The sequence below is a fragment of the Winogradskyella sp. PG-2 genome (genome assembly GCF_000828715.1).
In the GTDB taxonomy this organism is placed as follows: domain Bacteria; phylum Bacteroidota; class Bacteroidia; order Flavobacteriales; family Flavobacteriaceae; genus Winogradskyella.
This window is the reverse complement of the sequence record NZ_AP014583.1, coordinates 985060-1006597: the sequence shown is the minus strand read 5'-3', so window position 1 is coordinate 1006597 and position 21538 is coordinate 985060. Positions and strand designations below refer to the sequence as shown.

The window sequence follows — 21538 nt, the reverse complement described above, 5'->3', positions numbered from 1 at the left end:
TTTAGTAATTTTATTGATTATATTTTGAAAGTAATTACTGGTCGCTTAGCATGGTTAACTAAATCTTCACTAATACTACTATTAAAAAAGTGAGCGATACCTTGTCGTCCATGTGTGCTAATACCAATAAGATCAGCATCAATATCTTTTGAAAAATTAAGTACACCTTGTTCCACAGTAGTGTCGTTATGTATTGTAATAGTGTAATTTTCGAACGTTTGTCCTGAAATAAAATCATTGATACGTTTTTTTGCATCGTAGGATGTGATAAAATTATTTGCAGTATTTACCATTAAGAGATGAATTTTTGCTCCAACGGCATTTGCAAATTTTACGGCTTGTTTATAGGTTTCTTTATTATCATTTTTAAAATCTGATGCGAAAACAAAATCCGAAATATCAAATGACTTATGCTCATTTTTAATGACTAAAACAGGGATATCGGATGTACGAACCACTTTTTCGGCATTAGAACCAACAAACATTTCTTTTAAACCAGAAGCTCCATGAGAACCCATTACTATGAGGTCAATTCCGAATTCTTTACAGGAATCTTTAATTTCGTTAAATGTAATATCAGCCTTTACGGTTTCATGTACAGTTAGTCCTTCTAAGAAATCACTTTCTAAAAGATCTTCAAATTTTCGGTGAGCTAATTTCATAAAGAATAGAGCTTCGGGTATATCACTTTGTACAGCTCCAGGATCTATTTGTTGCATTGGTATTTCCATCATGTGCAAGAGATAAATTTCTGCATCATGCTTTTTTGCTAACATAGCAGCTACCCTTAAGGCGTTTTCTGCTTGCTCTGAAAAATCGGTAGGGACTAATATTTTATTCATTGGTTTAGATATTTGTTAGTTACATAAATTTATGAAAATAAATCCATAATATGAAACTTTGAAAAATCAATAAAAATACCCTATATTTGCACCGTTGTTTACTAAAAATAAATACGCGAGAGGACGAAAAGTCCTCTCTTTTTATATCAAAAAATGTTCAAGAAAACCGTAGAAGACTTATTACAAACTGCCTTAGACGAAAGACAAGATTTGTTTTTAATAGATTTTAACTTGTCTGGAGATAATGCGATTAAGATTGTAATAGATGGTGATAGCGGAGTATTGGTAGAGGATTGCATGTTTATTAGCAGAGCGATAGAGCACAACATAGATAGAGACGAACATGATTTTTCTCTAGAGGTTTTATCATCTGGTGCAACAACCCCATTAACATTACCAAGACAATATAAAAAACATATTGGAAGACATTTAGAAGTAAAAACTCTGGACAGTCAAAACTTAGAAGGAGAGCTAACAAATGTCAACGATGAAGGGGTGGTTTTAAAGTGGAAAGCTAGAGAGCCAAAACCTGTTGGAAAAGGAAAAGTAACAGTAACCAAAGAGGCCAATGTTACATTTAATAATATTAAAGAAGCAAAAGTTAAAATAAAATTTTAATTCATATCAATTATGGAAAATGTAGCGTTAATTGAATCATTTTCAGAATTTAAAGACGACAAATTAATAGATAGAGTTACGCTGATGGCGATTCTTGAAGATGTATTACGTAATGCATTAAAAAAGAAATATGGTGATGATGATAACTTTGATATCATTATTAATCCAGATAAAGGAGATTTAGAAATTTGGAGAAACCGTATTGTTGTTGCTAATGGAGAGGTTGAAGAACCAAATCAAGAAATTGAATTATCTGAAGCACAAAAAATAGAACCAGATTTTGAAGTTGGAGAAGATGTTGCTGAAGAAGTAAAATTAATTGACTTAGGAAGACGTTCAATTTTAGCATTAAGACAAAACTTAATTTCTAAGATTCACGAACACGATAATACAAACATATACAAGCATTTTAAAGAATTAGAAGGCGAAATATATACAGCAGAAGTTCACCATATACGCCATAGAGCAATTATATTGCTAGATGATGATGGTAATGAAATTATACTCCCAAAGGACAAACAAATTCCTTCAGATTTCTTTAGAAAAGGAGAAAATGTAAGAGGAATTATTGAGAGTGTAGAATTAAAAGGAAGTAAGCCAGCAATTATAATGTCTAGAACAAGTCCTACGTTCCTAGAGAAATTATTTGAGCAAGAAATACCAGAAGTTTTTGATGGTTTAATTACTGTGAAGAAAGTAGTACGTATTCCTGGAGAGAAGGCAAAAGTGGCGGTTGATTCTTATGATGATAGAATCGATCCTGTAGGAGCTTGTGTTGGTATGAAAGGTTCAAGAATTCATGGTATTGTGCGTGAATTAGGAAATGAAAATATTGATGTAATTAATTACACAAATAACATACAATTATTTGTAACAAGAGCATTAAGCCCAGCAAGAGTAACCTCGTTAAAATTAGACGAAGAAACAATGCGTGCTGAGGTTTTGTTGAAACCAGAAGAAGTTTCTAAAGCTATTGGTAGAGGTGGTCATAATATTCGTTTGGCTGGTCAACTGACAGGTTATGAGATTGATGTGTTTAGAGAAGGTGCAGAAGAAGATGTAGAATTAAAAGAATTCTCTGATGAAATTGAAGGATGGATTATTTCTGAATTTAGCAAAGCTGGTTTAGATACTGCTAAAAGTATTCTAGAGCAAGATGTTGCGGATTTAGTAAAACGTACAGATTTAGAAGAAGAGACAATAGAAGAAGTTATTAGAATTCTTAAAGAAGAATTTGAAGAATAAATATCACTTCAAATTTTTAAAATGTTATCAAGACGTTTTGAAGTTGAATAGGTATCACATATATTTAAGTTATATTACAGGCATTTATGGCTCAGACAAGATTAAATAAGGTATTAAGGGAGTTAAACATCTCTATTGATCGTGCTGTGGATTTTTTAGAATCCAAAGGCATAGAGATTGAGAAAAGTCCAAATACCAAAATTTCGCAAGAGGTTTATGACACGCTTTCTGATGAATTTCAGACAGATGCAACTAAGCGTGAAAAGGCTCAAGAAGTTAGTGAAGCTAAACTCAAAGAAAAAGAGGAGCTTCGCGAAAAGCGCGAACGCGAAATTGAGGAAAAGCAAAAGCAAGAAGAAGTTGTTAAAGAAGCTAAGGAAGCTGTAGTTAAAGCAAAAGCTGATTTAAGTGGGCCAAAACAAGTTGGTAAAATAGACTTAGATAAGAAGCCTAAAGCTGTTAAAAAAGAAGAGCCTAAAGTTGCAGAGGCTAAAGAAAAGCCAAAGGCTAAAGTCGAAGATTCTAAGAAAACGGAACCAAAATCAAAAGCTGAAACTAAGAAAACTGAAAAAGTTGAAGCAAAAAAAGAAACTAAAAAAGAAGAAACTACCGAGGTTTCAGAAGAACCAGTAGAAGAAACTTTAAAAACACAATATAAAAAGCTTTCAGGTCCTAAAGCAACTGGTAAGAAAATTGACCTTACGCAGTTTAATAAACCAAAAAAGAAGAAAGAAGAAAAGAAACCAGCGGCAGCTTCAGGGGATGCTAATAAACGTAAAAGACGTCGTATTAGTAAAGGTGGAAATACACCTGGTGGAAAACCAAACTTTGATAATAGAAGAGGTGGTCAAAAAGGAAGAGGTGGAAATTCTAGACCAAAAGTGGTTAAGGAAGAACCTAGTGAAGAAGATGTTAAAAAGCAAATTAGAGAAACACTTGAAAAATTACAAGGTAAATCTAATAAAGGTAAAGGAGCTAAATACAGAAGAGACAAAAGAGATCAACATAGAGAACAAACAGAGATTGATCAAGAAATTGCAGCAGCTGAAAGTAAAACTATAAAAGTTACTGAATTTGTAACGGTTAGTGAAATAGCTACGATGATGACGGTTGGTGTAACTGAAGTTATTTCAGCGTGTATGTCTTTAGGTATGATGGTAACCATGAACCAAAGACTAGATGCAGAAACATTAACTATAGTTGCTGAAGAGTTTGGCTATGGAGTAGAGTTTGTTACTGCAGATATTGAAGAATCTATTGAAGAATATATTGACGATCCTAAAGATTTATTACCACGTGCACCTATTGTCACTGTAATGGGTCACGTCGATCACGGTAAAACATCTTTATTAGATTACATACGTGAGGAAAATGTAATTGCTGGTGAATCTGGTGGAATTACACAACATATTGGTGCTTATGGTGTTGAATTAGAAGATGGCCAAAAAATAGCGTTCTTAGATACACCTGGTCACGAAGCCTTTACAGCGATGCGTGCTCGTGGTGCTCAAGTTACTGATATTGCAATTATTGTTGTTGCAGCAGATGATGCGATTATGCCACAAACTAAAGAAGCAATTTCTCATGCTCAAGCGGCTGGTGTTCCAATAGTTTTTGCGATTAATAAAATTGATAAACCAGATGCTAATCCTGAAAAAGTTAAGGAGCAATTAGCAGCAATGAATCTTCTAGTAGAAGATTGGGGTGGAAAAATTCAGTCTCATGATATCTCTGCTAAAATGGGAACTGGAATAAAAGAGTTACTAGAGAAAGTATTACTTGAAGCTGAACTTTTAGAGTTAAAAGCTAATCCTAATAAACCAGCAATTGGTACAGTTGTAGAAGCGTATTTAGATAAAGGTAGAGGATATGTATCAACTATACTTGTACAGGCAGGTACACTACGTATTGGAGATTACGTTTTAGCAGGAAAAAATAGTGGTAAAGTTAAAGCAATGCAAGATGAACGTGGTAATGATGTTGCTGAAGCAGGTCCTGCAACTCCAGTATCTATACTTGGTTTAGATGGTGCGCCGCAAGCGGGTGATAAATTCAATGTTTTTGAAGACGAGCGTGAAGCAAAACAAATTGCTACAAAGCGTACACAATTACAACGTGAGCAATCTGTTAGAACACAGCGTCATATTACACTTGATGAAATCGGAAGACGTATTGCACTTGGTGATTTCCAAGAGTTAAATATTATCCTTAAAGGTGATGTGGATGGCTCTGTTGAAGCTTTAACAGATTCATTCCAGAAATTATCTACAGAAGAAATACAAGTTAATATTATTCATAAAGGTGTTGGTGCTATTACTGAAAGTGACGTGTTATTAGCAACAGCTTCTGACGCAATCATTGTAGGATTTAATGTACGACCTGTTGGAAATGCAAGAATGATTGCTGATAAAGAAGAAATAGATATCAGAACATATTCTATTATTTATGCGGCCATTAATGATCTTAAAGATGCTATGGAAGGTATGTTATCTCCAGAGGTTAAAGAGGAAGTTACTGGTACTGCTGAAATTAGAGAAATATTTAAAGTTTCTAAAATTGGAAATATTGCTGGTTGTATGGTAATGAATGGTAAAATCTTAAGAAATGCTGGAATACGTATTATTAGAGATGGAGTCGTTGTTCATACAGGTGAGCTTGCTGCTTTAAAACGCTTTAAAGATGATGTTAAAGAGGTAGCGAAAGGTTACGATTGTGGTATGCAGATTAAAGGATTCAACGATATTATTATCGGAGATGTTGTAGAATCGTTCCAAGAAGTAGAAGTAAAGAAAAAGTTGAAGTAATATCAATTATATAAATAAAAAAGCGACCAATCGGTCGCTTTTTTTGTTAGATTTAAAACCATTTTTAGAACTGTTACAATGAGATACCTCTATTACAAAGCAACTAAAAAATATGGTGAAGGTTTATTGGATCGACGCTCATGCTTAATGATTTTATTGGCTGAGGCAAAGTTGAGCAATAGGGTAGCTGTTGTTCCGAAATTTCAATTGGGTTCTCAACATAATAATGGTAAACCTTTAGAAAGTTATTTAATCGACGAATATATTAGTTTAGAAAAAATAGATGTGGACTATATTCTAGAAGAAGATTTTTTAGATATAGAAAAGACTATAGATTCCAAAAATGTTTTAATTATTCAAGACCAACCTTTTGATTATAGTACTTCTGAGACTTTAGTAGTCAGAAGCTTAAAAACAGATAATTTCTGGAGTTTAAAAAAGACCTATGATGCATTCAGTCTAGCTAAATTATATCATGGAGTTGGAGTCAAATTTGTGATTCCATTAGTCTCAGCTCCAAACCATATTAAAACTATTGGAGATCAAATATTGGATAGTTTAGAAAGACCAGTTGTTGGAGTGCATTTAAGACGTGGTGATCGTCTAAATAAAAAATTAAATGATAGCATGAATGAAGAAACCATGCTAAGAAAATTGAGCCGTTTTGACTATAACTCTGTGTTTTATTGTACTAATGATAGAAATTATAAAATCAATGATGCTAGGTTTCATTCGAGTAATAAATTTAAGACTTTACTAGGCGACATAAAAGACAACTATCTACTCTTTGCTATTGAAATGTATATTGTTGATAATTGTGATTTTTCAGTAAGAACTTTTAATGATTCCTCACCGTTTTTCAATATTGAAAATCAAGACAATAAAAACTACTCCATTTGCAATTATAGTATGCATGGATCTAATAATAGTTTTTCTAAAATCCCAAAAGAATTAGTTACTTGTAATTATGAAGATTATAATAAAGATAAGAGGAAATCTTTCGTAAAAGCAAGACCTTTTTTTCCTCGTTTAATTAATGCAGTAATAAGAAAAATAAAACGTTAAAAATAAAATTATTTTTTATCTGACTTGGGCTGAAAAATAATAGCATTCATGTATTTTTCCTTAATTTTTGCCCAAGCACGATCAGCCTCTAAACGTGTGGCAAAATTACCAACCCAAACCTTATAATTTGGTGTGTTCCAAATGATTTCAACAGGCCATTGCTCATATGAATTTAAGAAGTTAGCTTTCTCGCGCTGTGCTTTGTCAGGATCAACGCTTTGATATACTTGGATTCTATATACCTTAGTGGTTTTAATGTCCTTCTTATATTCCAGTAATTTATCAATATCACTATCTTGATTAACAGTAACTTCTCCTTCTTGAGAAAATGTCATGTTAGAAAACATTAACAGCAAAATAATGAGGCCTAAATATTTGGTTTTAAATGTCATCCTTTTCGTATTTAAATGCAAAGATATTATATTCAACGTAAATGGTCTAAATTTGTTATTTAGAATTGGTATAAATTAGTTATTAACACTTCTCTAAGATTTCTAAAATCGACTTTATATCTTACTTTTGCATGAGTTTTTATAAACATGTTTTTTCTCTATTAAATGAAAAAATCGTACCAAAGTTTAGAAGATAATTCAACTAACAATATGAAACAGGTGATCTACCGTAATTTAACCTCAAAGATTCTTCATCTAGGTTTTATTTTATTACTTACGTTTTCAACCTCACTTACAGCCCAAGAAGGCGACCCAGTAAAAGGAAAAGCTTTATTTAATGCAAATTGTGCTGCTTGTCATAAATTAGACAAGCCAATGACTGGTCCTGCTCTACGTAATGTGGAAGCAAGATTGGCGGAAGATGAAGGTTTAGATAGGGCTTGGCTTAATGCGTGGATTCGTAATAGCGCTGCAGTCATTAAATCTGGGGATGCTTATGCAAATAAAATATACAAAGAATACAAGGGTGTCGCTATGACACCTTACCCTGGTTTTACAGATCAGGATATCTCAGATATTTTGGCTTATACTGCAACAACTCCACCTCCTCCGCCACCTCCTACTGAGATCACGGCAAATGGTAACGGTAAAGGTTCAGGTGTTTCAAACAACTTAATTCTTGGGGCATTAGCAGTTTTATTTGGCTTATTAGCCTTAGCATTAATCTTAGTAAAGCGTACCTTAAATCGTTTTGCAGATGCTAAAGGAATTGAAGTTGCTTCTAAAGAAAAAGGCACACCTATTTGGAAAGCTTTTGTTCAAAATCAATTTTTAGTATTAGTAACAGCAATATTCTTCTTGTTAGCAAGTGGGTATTTTGTTTACGGTTATTTTATGCAAGTGGGTATTGATCAAGGCTACGAACCAGTGCAGCCAATACACTATTCGCATAGAATACATGCTGGTGATAATGCTATCGATTGTAAATACTGTCACTCTTCAGCAAGAGTAAGTAAGCATTCAGGTATACCGTCATTAAATGTATGTATGAACTGTCATAAATCAATTTCAAATGTAGCTCCAGAAACACTTGCGGAAGGTAAAACATATGGTGTAGATTATGATGCTGAGATTCAGAAATTATACGAAGCAGTAGGATGGGATGGAACAGGTTATACGGGAGATTCTCAACCTGTAAAATGGGTGCGCATTCATAACTTGCCAGATTTTGTTTATTTCAACCACTCACAACACGTTATGGTTGGAGGTGTTGAATGTCAAACCTGTCATGGACCAGTTGAGGAAATGGAAGTGATGTACCAGTATTCGCCATTAACAATGGGTTGGTGTATCAACTGTCACAGAGAAACAAATGTAAAAGTTAAAGACAACGATTACTATACAAAGATTCACGAAGAGTTATCTAAAAAGTATGGAGTTGATCAGTTAACTGTGGCACAGATGGGCGGATTAGAATGTGGTAAGTGTCATTATTAAATTAAATAAGAAGTAATTCATAATTATATGTCATCAAACAAGAAATACTGGAAAAGTGTTGAAGAACTAAACGAAAATAGTTCTATTGTTGAGGCGCTACAACAAAACGAATTTGTGGAAGAAATTCCAACAGATGAGTTTTTGGGTGATAAAGAAACTTTAGAGTCGTCATCTACATCGCGTCGTGATTTCTTAAAATACGTCGGTTTTAGTACAGCTGCTGCATCTTTAGCAGCATGTGAAGGACCAGTAATTAAGTCTATCCCTTATGTAAATCAACCTACGGAAATTATTCCAGGTGTTGCTAACTATTATGCAACAACGATTGCAGATGGATATGATTTTGCTAGTGTTTTAGTAAAGACAAGAGAAGGAAGACCTATTAAAATTGAAAATAATACTGATGCAGCTACTAATGGTGTTGCAAACGCAAGAGTTAATGCGTCGGTTTTAGGATTGTATGACAACCTAAGAGTGAAGAGACCTATGAAGGGTGAGGATGCAATCTCATGGGAAACCTTTATCTCTGAAACTTCTTCAGCATTAAATGGTCTTAGCGATGACAAATCAATAGTGTTTTTAACACAGACATTTCCAAGTCCATCTACAAATAAATTAATTGCAGATTTTAAAGTTAAGTATGGTAATGTAAATCATGTTGTCTATGATGCTGTGTCTGAATCTGCAACATTAGATGCATACGAAGCTAAGTATGGTACAAGAGGAATGGCTAATTACGATTTCTCGAAAGCAAAAACTATTGTTTCTGTTGGAGCTGATTTCTTAGGAGATTGGCAAGGTGGAGGTTTTGATTCGGGTTATGCTACTAAGCGTATTCCAGATCATGGGAAAATGTCTAGACATATTCAGTTTGAATCTAATATGTCGTTATCTGGCGCAAATGCAGATAAGCGTGTACCATTAACTCCAACTCAGCAAAAATTAGCTCTAGTTAAATTATACAGTGAAATTACCGGCAATTCTGCTAGTGGTGCTAAACTTCCGGAAGGATTAGATGCAGCAGTTAAAGCAGCAGCTAAAGAAATTAGTTTGGCAGGAAGTAATGCAGTTGTCGTTACAGGTATTCAAGATGTAAATGCGCAAACGATAGTTTTAGAAATTAATGCATACTTAAATAGTAAAGCATTTGACCCTAAAACAACAATAAAAACAAGACAAGGAAGCGATAAATCAGTAATACAATTAGTTGCTGATATGAAAGCGGGTAAAGTTGGTGCCATCATTATGAATGGTGTAAATCCAATGTATACATTACCTAATGTATCAGATTTTGCTGAAGGTCTTGCAAAAACAGATTTGTCAGTAGCGTTCTCAATGAAACATGATGAGACGTCAACGAATTGCCAATATATCGCAGCAGTGCCTCATTATTTAGAATCTTGGGGAGATGTTGAGTTAAAGTCAGGTCATTATTCAATGATGCAACCAACCATTCGTCAATTTTTTGATACTAAACAGTTTCAAGAGGTATTAATGGCATGGAATGGTGCTACGGGTTCATACAGAGATTTCTTAAAGTCTTACTGGACTAGCAATATCTTAAATGGTACGTCATTTAATAAAGCAGTACAAGATGGTATTTTTGTTTCTGGCTCAGCAGGAAATGGTGGAGCAGGTGCTTCAACGAGTGAAACCACAACCACAGAATTAAAAGATAAAAAAGATAGAACTTTTGTAGGAGGCATTATTCACGATGTTGCTGTAGGAGTTGGTATTAAAGATGAAGATAAAGACGAGTACGTAACAAACACAACATCAACTACAGTCGGTGGTAGTGCAGGCGGTTCGGTTTCAGCTTTGTCGGGTGGAAATGCAGCTAGAGCTTTAGCAACTTCTGCTAAAGGAGGTGCTATGGAATTGTCGCTCTATACTAAAACTGGTTTAGGTGATGGTAAACAAGCTAACAATCCATGGTTACAAGAATTTCCAGATCCTATAACAAGAACATCTTGGGATAACTACGTTACTGTATCAAAAGCTGATGCTGATGAAATGAGCTTAGTGAACGAGAATGTTGCTAATGGTGGATTAAATGGTAGTTATGTAGATGTTACAGTAAATGGTGTAACGGTTCCTAATGTACCAGTGATTATTCAACCAGGACAAGCTAAAGGTTCTGTTGGTATGGCATTTGGTTATGGTAGAAAAGATGGATTAAAAGCTGAAATGCAGACGGGTGTTAATGCTTATCCATTATACCAAAACTTTAATACAGCACAAGATGTTTCTCTAAGTAAAGTTGGTGGTTCACATGAGTTTGCTTGTGTACAATTACATAATACGTTAATGGGTCGTGGAGACATCATTAAAGAGACAAGCTTAGAAATATTTAATACAAAAGATAAAGAATACTGGAATGCAATTCCTAAAGTATCGCTTAATCATATAGAAACTCCTGTAACATCTCCAGATGTAGATTTATGGGACTCATTTGATCGTTCAGTTGGTCATCACTTTAATTTATCAATCGACTTAAACGCTTGTACAGGATGTGGAGCATGTGTTATTGCATGTCACGCTGAAAACAATGTTCCTGTAGTTGGGAAAACTGAAATGAGACGTAGTAGAGATATGCATTGGTTGCGTATTGATAGATACTATTCTTCAGAAGATTCATTTGAAGGTGATAATGAAAAGAAAGATAATATTTCAGGTTTAGGTAGTTCATTAAGTGAGTTTGGTGAGATGGAAGATCCTGCTGATAATCCTCAGGTTGCTTTTCAGCCAGTTATGTGTCAGCATTGTAACCATGCTCCTTGTGAAACAGTTTGTCCTGTTGCAGCAACAGCTCATGGTCGTCAAGGTCAAAACCATATGGCATATAACCGTTGTGTAGGTACACGTTACTGTGCTAACAACTGTCCTTATAAAGTGCGTCGTTTTAACTGGTTCTTATACAACAAGAATGATGAGTTTGATTACTACATGAATGATGATTTAGGACGTATGGTATTAAATCCAGATGTTGTTGTACGTTCTCGTGGTGTGATGGAAAAATGTTCTATGTGTATTCAAAAAACACAAAAAACAATTCTAGATGCTAAGCGCGATGGTAGAGAGGTTAAAGATGGTGAATTCCAAACAGCTTGTTCTGCAGCATGTGGAAACGGAGCAATGGTATTCGGTGATGTAAATGATAAGCATAGTAAGATTGCAGAATTAAAAGAAGATGATCGTATGTATCACTTGTTAGAAAGCGTTGGAACAAAACCAAACGTGATTTATCAAACAAAAGTGAGAAACACATCAAAAGCATAATAAATTAAAGAAACAAGTATATAATTATGGCGTCTCATTACGAAGCACCTATTAGAAGACCTTTAGTAACAGGAGAAAAATCGTATCACGATGTTACTGTTGATGTAGCTAGACCTGTAGAAGGTAAGGCCAACAGAGCATGGTGGATTGTTTTCAGCATTGCATTGGTAGCATTCCTTTGGGGAATAGGTTGTATTATTTATACCATTTCAACTGGTATTGGAGTTTGGGGTCTTAATAAGACTGTAAACTGGGCTTGGGATATTACTAACTTCGTTTGGTGGGTTGGTATTGGTCACGCAGGAACACTGATTTCTGCAGTACTTTTACTTTTCCGACAAAAATGGAGAATGGCAATTAACCGTTCAGCAGAAGCTATGACAATTTTCTCAGTAGTACAAGCTGGTTTATTCCCAATTATTCATATGGGTCGTCCTTGGTTAGCGTATTGGGTATTACCAATTCCAAATCAATTTGGGTCCTTATGGGTTAACTTTAACTCACCACTGCTTTGGGATGTATTTGCGATTTCTACATATTTATCAGTTTCATTAGTATTCTGGTGGACAGGTTTATTACCAGATTTCGCTATGATTAGAGATAGAGCTGTAAGACCATTTCAAAAGAAAATATATTCTTTATTAAGTTTTGGTTGGTCAGGAAGAGCAAAAGACTGGCAACGTTTCGAAGAAGTATCATTGGTACTTGCTGGTTTAGCAACACCTTTAGTACTTTCTGTACACACAATTGTATCGTTTGATTTCGCCACATCCGTTATTCCAGGTTGGCACACCACGATTTTCCCACCTTACTTCGTTGCAGGTGCGATTTTCTCGGGATTTGCTATGGTAAATACACTTCTTATTATCATGAGAAAAGTGTGTAACCTTGAAGACTATATTACTGTTCAACATATAGAATTAATGAATATTGTCATAATGCTTACAGGTTCTATTGTAGGTGTGGCATATATCACAGAGTTATTTATAGCTTGGTATTCAGGTGTTGAGTACGAACAATATGCATTTTTAAACAGAGCAACAGGACCATACTGGTGGGCTTATTGGTCAATGATGTGTTGTAACGTATTCTCTCCTCAGTTTATGTGGTTTAAGAAATTAAGAACAAGTATTATGTTCTCATTCTTTATCTCTATTGTTGTGAATATTGGTATGTGGTTTGAACGTTTTGTAATTATTGTAACCTCATTACATAGAGATTATTTACCATCATCTTGGTCTATGTTCTCTCCAACGTTTGTTGATATTGGAATCTTTATCGGAACAATAGGTTTCTTCTTTGTATTATTTTTATTGTACTCACGTACATTCCCAGTAATTGCACAAGCAGAGGTAAAAACCATTTTAAAATCATCTGGTGAGCGTTACAAAAACATCAGAGAGCGTGGTGATAGCTTAGTAGGTACGGGTGCTGATGCAAGAACTTCTAATTTAGTTGTGAGTAACGCATCTCCAAAGAAAATTGAAGCATCAACAACTGAAGATAATTCAGAAAAAGTAAATAGTCTTTTAGGAAGTATAGGAACATTTGATGCCTCTACAGAGACTGCTGATGATTTAAAGAAAATCAGTGGTGTTGGACCTAAAATGGAAGACGTACTTAATAGTATTGGTATTTATACCTTCCTTCAGGTAAGTAAGATGACTAAAAAAGAATACGACTTGTTAGATTCAATTACAGGTTCTTTCCCAGGAAGAGCAGAACGTGATGATTGGTCAGGGCAAGCTAAAAATTTATTAAACAACTAATATAGTCTATGGAAGCTTCGAAAGTAATTCATGCTATTTATACAGATGATGATGTATTAATGTCAGCCGTTAAAAAGGTGAAGGCAGAAAAGCATCATATTGAAGAGATATATACACCTTTTCCGGTTCACGGACTAGATAAGGCAATGGGATTAGCACCAACACGTATTGCAATTACTGCATTTATGTACGGTTGTGTTGGTTTAACAGTTGCAATTGTAATGATGAATTTTATAATGATTAAAGATTGGCCACAAGATATTGGTGGTAAACCAAGCTTTAGTTATTTAGAGAATATGCCAGCTTTTGTACCAATTATGTTTGAGCTTACTGTATTTTTTGCAGCGCACTTAATGGTAATTACGTTTTATTTAAGAAGTAGAATGTGGCCATTTAAAAATGCTGAGAATCCAGATCCAAGAACAACAGATGATCATTTCTTAATGGAAATTGCTATACACGATAATGAAGATTCATTAGCGGCATTATTGCAAGAGACAGGAGCTGTTGAGATAAATATTGTAGATAAAGATGAAGATGCACATTAATATGAAAATAGCATTAAAATATATCGTAGTGTTAGTACTATTGGTAAGTATTACGTCTTGCCAGAAGAATTCTAGACCAAACTATCAGTATATGCCTAATATGTACGAACCGATCGGCTATGAAGCGTATCAAGAATCCGATGCCTTTCCTGGTGGAGTAGAAGCTCAATTACCTGCTGAAGGTTCAATTCCAAGAGGTGATTTTATGCCTTATGAAATTGATAACACTAATGAAGGTTATGATTTGGCTAAAGGCACTTTAAAAAGTCCATTAAAAGCTAATGAAGTTGATTATGAAGAAGGAAAAGTATTATATGATATATATTGTGGTATATGTCATGGGAATAAAGGTAATGGTCAAGGTAAATTAGTTCAACGCGAAAAAATATTAGGTGTGCCTAGTTATGATGATGCTGGTAGGGCAATTACAACAGGTAGTATTTACCATGTCATTTATTATGGTAAAAATACTATGGGTTCTTATGCTAACCAATTAAATGAGACTGAACGTTGGCAAGTTGTTGCTTATGTTGAAAAACTAAAAGCAGATTTAGAAAAATAAGGTTTAGATAAAGATTATATAAATGGAATATAAAATTTCAAATCGATTAAAAATAAGCGCTATAGTTTTAATGATCTTAGGATTATTAGGCGTTGGCTACGGCTTTATGGATTCACATCACTATGAAACTGTTGAGGACGTAAAAGAACTATTGGCTAGCGAATCTCACCATGGTGGGCATGCAACTGAAGGACATGGAGAAGCACATGCAGAAGAAGCACAAGGAGATTCTGATAACGAATCCGCAGCACATGCAATAGACGCTTACGCGGATGAAGCTCATGGAGCTGAAGCTTCAGGACACGAAATGAGTCATGAAGAGCATGTATTACATCAAATACACAATAGACCATGGTCTGCATTATATGTTGCAGCATTCTTTTTCTTTATGATCGCTTTAGGTGTGTTAGCATTTTATGCGATTCAATATGCAGCACAAGCAGGTTGGTCACCAGTACTTTTTAGAGTCATGGAAGGGATTACATCTTATGTATTACCAGGTGGTATCATTGTATTACTAATAGCATTTTTTGCGGATAGTCATATATTTATTTGGATGGATTCTGATGTTGTTGCTCATGATGAACTTATTCAAGGGAAGTCTGGTTGGTTAAACAAAACAGGATTTATGATCAGAGGTCTTATTTTCTTAGGAGGTTGGTCTTTATACCGTCATTTTTCTAGAAAATTCTCTGTTGCTCAAGATAATGCAGATGATAATAGAAATTTTAAAAAGAACTTTAGAATTTCAGCAGCATTCCTTGTATTTTACATTTATACAGAATCAATGATGTCTTGGGATTGGATAATGAGTGTAGACCCTCACTGGTTTAGTACACTATTTGGATGGTATGTTTTTGCAAGTATGTTTGTAAGTGGTATCACAGTAATAGCTATTGTCACTATTTATTTAAAGTCTAAAGGTTTATTAGAATTTGTAAATGATAGTCATATTCATGATTTGGCGAAGTTTATGTTTGGTATTAGTATTTTCTGGACGTATTTATGGTTCTCACAATTCATGTTAATATGGTATTCTAACATTCCAGAAGAGGTTACTTATTTTATAACCCGTATAGAGGATTATAAATTACCATTCTTTGGTATGGTAGCAATGAACTTTATTTTCCCATTATTACTATTAATGAATAGCGATTACAAACGAATTAATTGGTTTGTGATTATGGCTGGTATTGTAATACTATGTGGTCACTATGTAGATATCTTTAATATGATTATGCCTGCAACTGTTGGTGACAGATGGTTTATTGGAATTCCAGAAATTGGTTCAATATTATTATTTGGTGGAATTTTTATGTTGATCGTGTTTTGGTCACTTGGTAAACATCCGCTACTTGCAAAAGGAAACCCATTCATTAAGGAAAGTGAACATTTCCATTATTAATTATAAATAAGAACAGAAACGATAATGACTGCTTTATTAACGATTATAATTTTACTCTTTGTAGCTGTTGCCTTATGGCAGATGGTAAAGATTTTTGATTTAGCTCAGGTTGGTGCATCAAATACGCAAGTTGCTGATGATAATGACAACAGGTTAAATGGTTATTTAATGATGGGATTCTTGGTATTCATTTATGCCATAACTATTGCTAGTTTTTGGTATTTAGGTGATTTGCCATTAGTGTCTAATGCGGCATCTGAACATGGTCCAGAATTAGATACTCTTATGGTTATTTCCATGATAATCATATTTATAGTTCAGACTGTGACCCAATTTTTATTGCATTATTTTGCCTTTAAATATAAAGGTGAGAAAGGTAGAAAAGCCTTGTTTTATGCAGATAACAATACGTTAGAATTTATTTGGACTATTATTCCTGTAATTGTTTTAGCTGGTTTAATTATCTGGGGACTATTTACTTGGAATGACATTATGAATGTAGACCAAGATGATGATCCAATGGTCATTGAGTTATATGCACAACAATTTAATTGGAAAGCCAGATATGGTGGTGGTGATAATGTATTAGGTAAAGCTAATGTAAGATTAATAGATCTAGATAAGAATAATATTTTGGGGGTTTCGGAAGATGACCCAAATGCAAAAGATGATGTAATTGTAACAGAGTTACATTTACCTGTAGGTAGACCAATCTTATTCAAAATGAGATCTCAAGATGTATTGCACTCAGCCTATATGCCTCACTTTAGAGCACAGATGAATTGTGTACCTGGAATGGTTACACAATTTGGTTTTACACCGACAATTACAACAGAAGAAATGCGTCAGAATCCTGATATAATTGATAAAGTTCAGAATATTAATTCAATCAGAATTGAAAAGAGTAAGGAATTAACAGCCAAAGGAGAAGAAGGCTTAGAACCTTACACATTTGACTACCTATTATTATGTAATAAAATTTGCGGAAAGTCACACTATAATATGCAAATGAAGATTATTGTAGAGACGCAAGAAGAATTTGATACTTGGATAGCGGAGCAAAAAAACTTTGCTAACTCATTAAACTAAAATTAGAAATCTAAGAAAATAGATAAAGAGATTATGTCAGCAACAGTAGATACACACGATCACGACGATCACGACGTACATCATCATAAAGAAACTTTTATAACTAAATATATATTTAGTCAAGATCACAAAATGATTGCAAAGCAGTATTTAATTACTGGTGTAATTATTATGGGTATTCTTGGGATTTTAATGTCTCTAATGATGCGTATGCAAATTGCTTGGCCAGAAGAGCCAAATGTTATTTTTGAAGTACTATTAGGTAAGTGGGCACCAGATGGTGTTATGGATGCTGATATTTATTTGGCATTAGTGACTATACATGGTACGTTGATGGTATTTTTTGTTCTTACTGCTGGACTTAGTGGTACCTTTAGTAACCTGTTAATTCCTTTACAGATTGGTGCGCGTGATATGGCATCAGGATTTCTTAATATGATTTCTTATTGGTTGTTCTTCTTATCATGTGTTATAATGATACTCTCATTTTTTGTTGAGTTTGGACCTGCTGCTGCTGGTTGGACAATTTATCCGCCTTTATCGGCATTACCATTGGCTCAAGGAGGTTCAGGTATGGGTATGACTTTATGGTTAGTATCTATGGCAATATTTATTGCGTCATCTTTATTAGGTTCATTGAATTATGTAGTTACAGTTATTAATTTACGTACAAAAGGTATGTCAATGACAAGGTTACCTTTAACAATTTGGGCATTCTTTGTAACTGCGGTAATTGGTATAATCTCATTCCCAGTGTTATTATCGGCTGCATTGTTATTAATAATGGATAGAAGTTTTGGAACATCTTTCTTTTTATCGGATATATTTATTCAAGGTGAAGTATTGCATTATCAAGGAGGTTCACCAGTATTATTTGAGCACTTGTTTTGGTTTTTAGGCCATCCAGAAGTTTATATCGTATTATTGCCAGCTCTAGGAATTACTTCTGAAATTATTGCGACTAACTCACGTAAGCCTATCTTTGGATATCGTGCTATGGTTGCTTCTATTTTAGCAATTGCTTTCTTATCTACAATTGTTTGGGGACACCATATGTTTATATCTGGTATGAATCCATTCTTAGGTTCAGTGTTTACATTTACGACTCTATTGATAGCAATCCCTTCGGCAGTAAAAGCCTTTAATTATATTACCACACTCTGGAAAGGTAATTTGCAGTTGAACCCGGCTATGCTGTTTTCAATTGGATTAGTTTCTACTTTTATAACAGGAGGATTAACGGGTATTATTCTTGGTGATAGTGCATTAGATATTAATGTGCATGATACATATTTTGTAGTTGCGCACTTTCACTTGGTTATGGGTATTTCTGCATTATATGGTGTATTTGCTGGTATTTACCATTGGTTCCCAAGAATGTATGGTCGAATGATGAATAAGAATTTAGGGTATCTGCACTTTTGGGTTACAGCTATCGCTGCATACGGTGTGTTTTTCCCAATGCATTTTATAGGCATGGCGGGTTTACCACGACGTTATTATACTAACTCTAATTTCCCATTATTTGATGATACTGCGAATGCTAATGTTGTGATTACAATGTTTGCTTTACTTGGAGGTCTTGTACAGTTAGTTTTCCTATACAACTTTATAAGTAGTATTTTCTATGGAAAGAAAGCGCCACAAAACCCATGGAAATCCAATACATTAGAATGGACAGCACCAGTAAAGCATATACATGGTAACTGGCCGGGTGCAATACCTCATGTATATCGTTGGTCTTATGATTATAGTAAACCAGGACATGATGAAGACTTTGTGCCTCAAAATGTTCCCATGAAAGAAGGCGAAGAAGAATTGCATCATTAGATGATGTTTACTTAAATATATTAATGAAAAGCCTTTCTAATTTAGATAGGCTTTTTCTTTATATTTGTTTTAATATGAACGAAAATTTGAATCCGTCCAACGATAACTTTAGCCCAGAAGAAATAGATGTTGAAAAGAAGTTAAGACCCTTAACCTTTGAAGACTTTACGGGACAGGATCAAGTATTGGAAAATTTACTGGTTTTTGTTCAAGCAGCTAATCTTAGAGAAGAAGCTTTAGATCATACTTTATTTCATGGTCCTCCTGGACTAGGTAAAACAACATTAGCGCACATTTTAGCAAACGAATTAGATGTTGGCATAAAAGTAACATCTGGACCAGTTTTAGATAAACCAGGAGACTTAGCTGGATTACTCACCAATCTCGAAGATAGAGATGTACTTTTTATAGATGAAATTCATCGTTTAAGCCCAATTGTAGAAGAGTATTTATATTCTGCAATGGAAGACTATAAAATTGATATTATGATTGAATCTGGCCCAAATGCCAGAACTGTTCAAATCAATTTAAACCCATTTACCTTGGTAGGTGCGACTACAAGATCTGGATTACTAACTGCTCCAATGCGAGCAAGATTTGGAATTCAGAGTCGACTACAATACTATAAAACAGAATTATTAACAACTATAGTGCAACGAAGTGCATCAATTTTGAATATGCCAATTACGATGGAGGCGGCAATTGAAATTGCAGGACGTAGTAGAGGGACACCAAGAATTGCAAATGCATTGTTGAGACGTGTTAGAGATTTTGCACAGATTAAGGGTAATGGTAGTATAGATATTAAGATTGCCAAATTTGCATTAAAAGCTTTGAATGTAGATGCTTATGGCTTAGATGAAATGGATAACAAGATTTTAACAACTATTATAGAAAAGTTTAAAGGCGGACCTGTTGGCATTAGTACTATTGCTACAGCAGTAAGTGAAAGTACAGAAACCATTGAAGAAGTATATGAACCTTTTTTAATTCAACAAGGTTTTATTATGCGTACACCTCGTGGGCGAGAAGTTACAGATCAGGCTTACAGACATTTAGGTAAAATAAAAGGACCTACTCAAGGAGGTTTGTTTTAGTTCTCTATCCATAACAATTCATCGAAGAAAATAGCACCTTACATTAGTTTAACTAATTTTTTGTGCGTTGGTCTAATTGCGTAAAGTTCCAAATAGCTTCATTATATATTTGAGTACCTTAAAGCTTAGAAATAATGAAAAGCCTACATTTAAAATCAATCCTAGTATTGATTTTCTTAACACTTATGTCATGTAATTCAGATGACGACAATTATCAAAATGTTTCAAATCATATTGAACTTGAAAATCGAATCATTGAGTTATTTGGCTCTAGAGCTGAATTGATTCAACCATTAGAAACAGATTTTTCTGCAATTCCAAATGATATAAATAATCCAATTACTGCTGCTAAAGTAGAATTAGGAAAGTTATTATACCATGAAACTATGATTGCTAAGGGTGCAAATATAGAGAATGGAATGTATACCTATTCATGTGCAAGCTGTCATCATGTTGATGCAGGTTTTCAGAGTGGTTTAAAACAAGGTATTGGTGATGGTGGTTTAGGTTTTGGTACTTTTGGGGAAGGTAGAGTTAAAAATCCAATGTACATTGAAGATAGTATAGATGTGCAACCTATTAGAACACCAACAACACTAAATGTTGCATTTCAAAAAGTAATGTTGTGGAATGGACAGTTTGGTGCAACAGGACCAAATGAAGGTACAGAATCGCAGTGGGCATATGGTACTCCAATTGCAACTAATAATTTAGGTTTTGAAGGTGTTGAAACTCAAGCGATTGCAGGCATGGATGTACACCGTTTAGAAATTGATGCGGACGATATCATTAACTCTTCATATAAAGATTTGTTTGACAACGCATTTTCAAATATTAACGAGAGTGAACGTTACACTAAACTTTATGCGGCTTTAGCCATTGCTGCTTACGAAAGAACTTTATTACCAAATCAATCCCCTTTTCAAAGATGGTTAAGAGGTGATGATAATGCAATGGGTAATGATGAAATTGCAGGTGCAAGGATATTTTTTGATAAAGGACAATGTTATACATGTCATTCAGGACCAGGATTAAATGGTATGGATTTTCATGCTATTGGGATGAATGATTTAGAGGGAACAGAAGTTGCGACTATTGTAGATGAAAGAACCAAAAAAGGTCGTGGTGGATTTACTGGAAATGCAGAAGATGATTATAAATTTAAAACACCTCAATTATATAATTTAAAAGACGTTCAGTTTTTTGGACATGGTGGGAATTTTCAAACTGTAAAAGAAGTTGTAGAATATAAAAATACTGCAATATCAGAAAATGCTATAGTACCTCAAGATAAACTGTCGTCACTTTTCGTGCCTCTAAATTTAACAGAAACTGAGATTAACCAGCTTACAATATTCTTGGAGACATCTTTATATGATGATAATTTACAGCGTTACGTGCCTGAGAGTCTTCCATCTGGATACTGTTTTCCAAATGCAGATGATATGTCCTCTTCAGACTTAGGATGTAATTAGACTATAACATTGAGTATAGTA

The 21538-nt window shown here is 34.3% G+C and carries 16 protein-coding genes; 14 read left to right on the top strand and 2 right to left on the bottom strand.

What is annotated here, in order from left to right; translation table 11 throughout:
- Positions 1-17: 17 nt before the first annotated feature.
- Complete coding sequence (locus tag WPG_RS04475; RefSeq protein WP_045469888.1) at positions 18-842, bottom strand: universal stress protein; 825 nt, start codon at positions 840-842, stop codon at positions 18-20.
- A 153-nt stretch (positions 843-995) separates the two neighbouring features.
- Between WPG_RS04475 and rimP the strand changes: the two genes are divergently transcribed.
- From rimP to WPG_RS04455, 4 genes are all read left to right on the top strand, one after another.
- Positions 996-1460: a ribosome assembly cofactor RimP gene (gene rimP / locus WPG_RS04470; protein WP_045469885.1), complete on the top strand. Its 465-nt coding sequence runs from the start codon at positions 996-998 to the stop codon at positions 1458-1460.
- Between the two features lie 12 nt (positions 1461-1472).
- Positions 1473-2705, top strand: coding sequence for a transcription termination factor NusA (gene nusA, locus WPG_RS04465; protein ID WP_045469882.1), 1233 nt, complete (start codon positions 1473-1475; stop codon positions 2703-2705).
- A gap of 86 nt (positions 2706-2791) precedes the next feature.
- The gene (infB, locus tag WPG_RS04460; RefSeq protein WP_045469880.1) at positions 2792-5509 is read left to right on the top strand and encodes a translation initiation factor IF-2; all 2718 of its coding nucleotides are present in this window, start codon (positions 2792-2794) and stop codon (positions 5507-5509) included.
- 78 nt (positions 5510-5587) lie between these two features.
- Positions 5588-6574 carry a hypothetical protein gene (locus WPG_RS04455; RefSeq protein WP_045469877.1) on the top strand — a complete coding sequence of 329 codons (987 nt, stop codon included), beginning with the start codon at positions 5588-5590 and terminating at the stop codon, positions 6572-6574.
- A gap of 8 nt (positions 6575-6582) precedes the next feature.
- Here WPG_RS04455 and WPG_RS04450 read toward each other — a convergent pair whose 3' ends face one another.
- Positions 6583-6966, bottom strand: coding sequence for an SPOR domain-containing protein (locus tag WPG_RS04450; protein WP_045469874.1), 384 nt, complete (start codon positions 6964-6966; stop codon positions 6583-6585).
- A gap of 210 nt (positions 6967-7176) precedes the next feature.
- On the opposite strand from WPG_RS04450, the gene WPG_RS04445 reads away from it, so the two are divergent.
- The 10 genes from WPG_RS04445 to WPG_RS04400 all read left to right on the top strand — a co-directional run bounded on the left by WPG_RS04445 (position 7177) and on the right by WPG_RS04400 (position 21517).
- On the top strand, positions 7177-8463 hold the full coding sequence (locus tag WPG_RS04445; protein ID WP_045475168.1) for a c-type cytochrome: 1287 nt from the start codon (positions 7177-7179) through the stop codon (positions 8461-8463).
- Between the two features lie 27 nt (positions 8464-8490).
- Entirely contained in the window at positions 8491-11742 is a 3252-nt protein-coding gene (locus WPG_RS04440) for a TAT-variant-translocated molybdopterin oxidoreductase (RefSeq protein ID WP_045469871.1), read from the top strand.
- Positions 11743-11768: 26 nt separating this feature from the next.
- Positions 11769-13511: an NrfD/PsrC family molybdoenzyme membrane anchor subunit gene (gene nrfD, locus WPG_RS04435; RefSeq protein ID WP_084221518.1), complete on the top strand. Its 1743-nt coding sequence runs from the start codon at positions 11769-11771 to the stop codon at positions 13509-13511.
- 8 nt (positions 13512-13519) lie between these two features.
- Entirely contained in the window at positions 13520-14059 is a 540-nt protein-coding gene (locus tag WPG_RS04430) for a DUF3341 domain-containing protein (protein ID WP_045469867.1), read from the top strand.
- Position 14060: 1 nt separating this feature from the next.
- The gene (locus WPG_RS04425; RefSeq protein WP_045475163.1) at positions 14061-14621 is read left to right on the top strand and encodes a c-type cytochrome; all 561 of its coding nucleotides are present in this window, start codon (positions 14061-14063) and stop codon (positions 14619-14621) included.
- Positions 14622-14643: 22 nt separating this feature from the next.
- Positions 14644-16026, top strand: coding sequence for a hypothetical protein (locus WPG_RS04420; protein ID WP_045469864.1), 1383 nt, complete (start codon positions 14644-14646; stop codon positions 16024-16026).
- A 24-nt stretch (positions 16027-16050) separates the two neighbouring features.
- Positions 16051-17115: a cytochrome c oxidase subunit II gene (locus WPG_RS04415; RefSeq protein ID WP_045469861.1), complete on the top strand. Its 1065-nt coding sequence runs from the start codon at positions 16051-16053 to the stop codon at positions 17113-17115.
- Positions 17116-17148: 33 nt separating this feature from the next.
- Positions 17149-18945 (top strand): cbb3-type cytochrome c oxidase subunit I, encoded by a 1797-nt coding sequence (locus WPG_RS04410; protein ID WP_045469858.1) that lies wholly within the window; start codon positions 17149-17151, stop codon positions 18943-18945.
- A 74-nt stretch (positions 18946-19019) separates the two neighbouring features.
- Positions 19020-20042 carry a Holliday junction branch migration DNA helicase RuvB gene (gene ruvB / locus WPG_RS04405; protein ID WP_045469854.1) on the top strand — a complete coding sequence of 341 codons (1023 nt, stop codon included), beginning with the start codon at positions 19020-19022 and terminating at the stop codon, positions 20040-20042.
- Positions 20043-20176: 134 nt separating this feature from the next.
- A complete protein-coding gene (locus WPG_RS04400) occupies positions 20177-21517 on the top strand; it encodes a cytochrome-c peroxidase (protein WP_045469851.1) in 1341 nt (446 codons plus the stop codon).
- Positions 21518-21538: the final 21 nt, after the last annotated feature.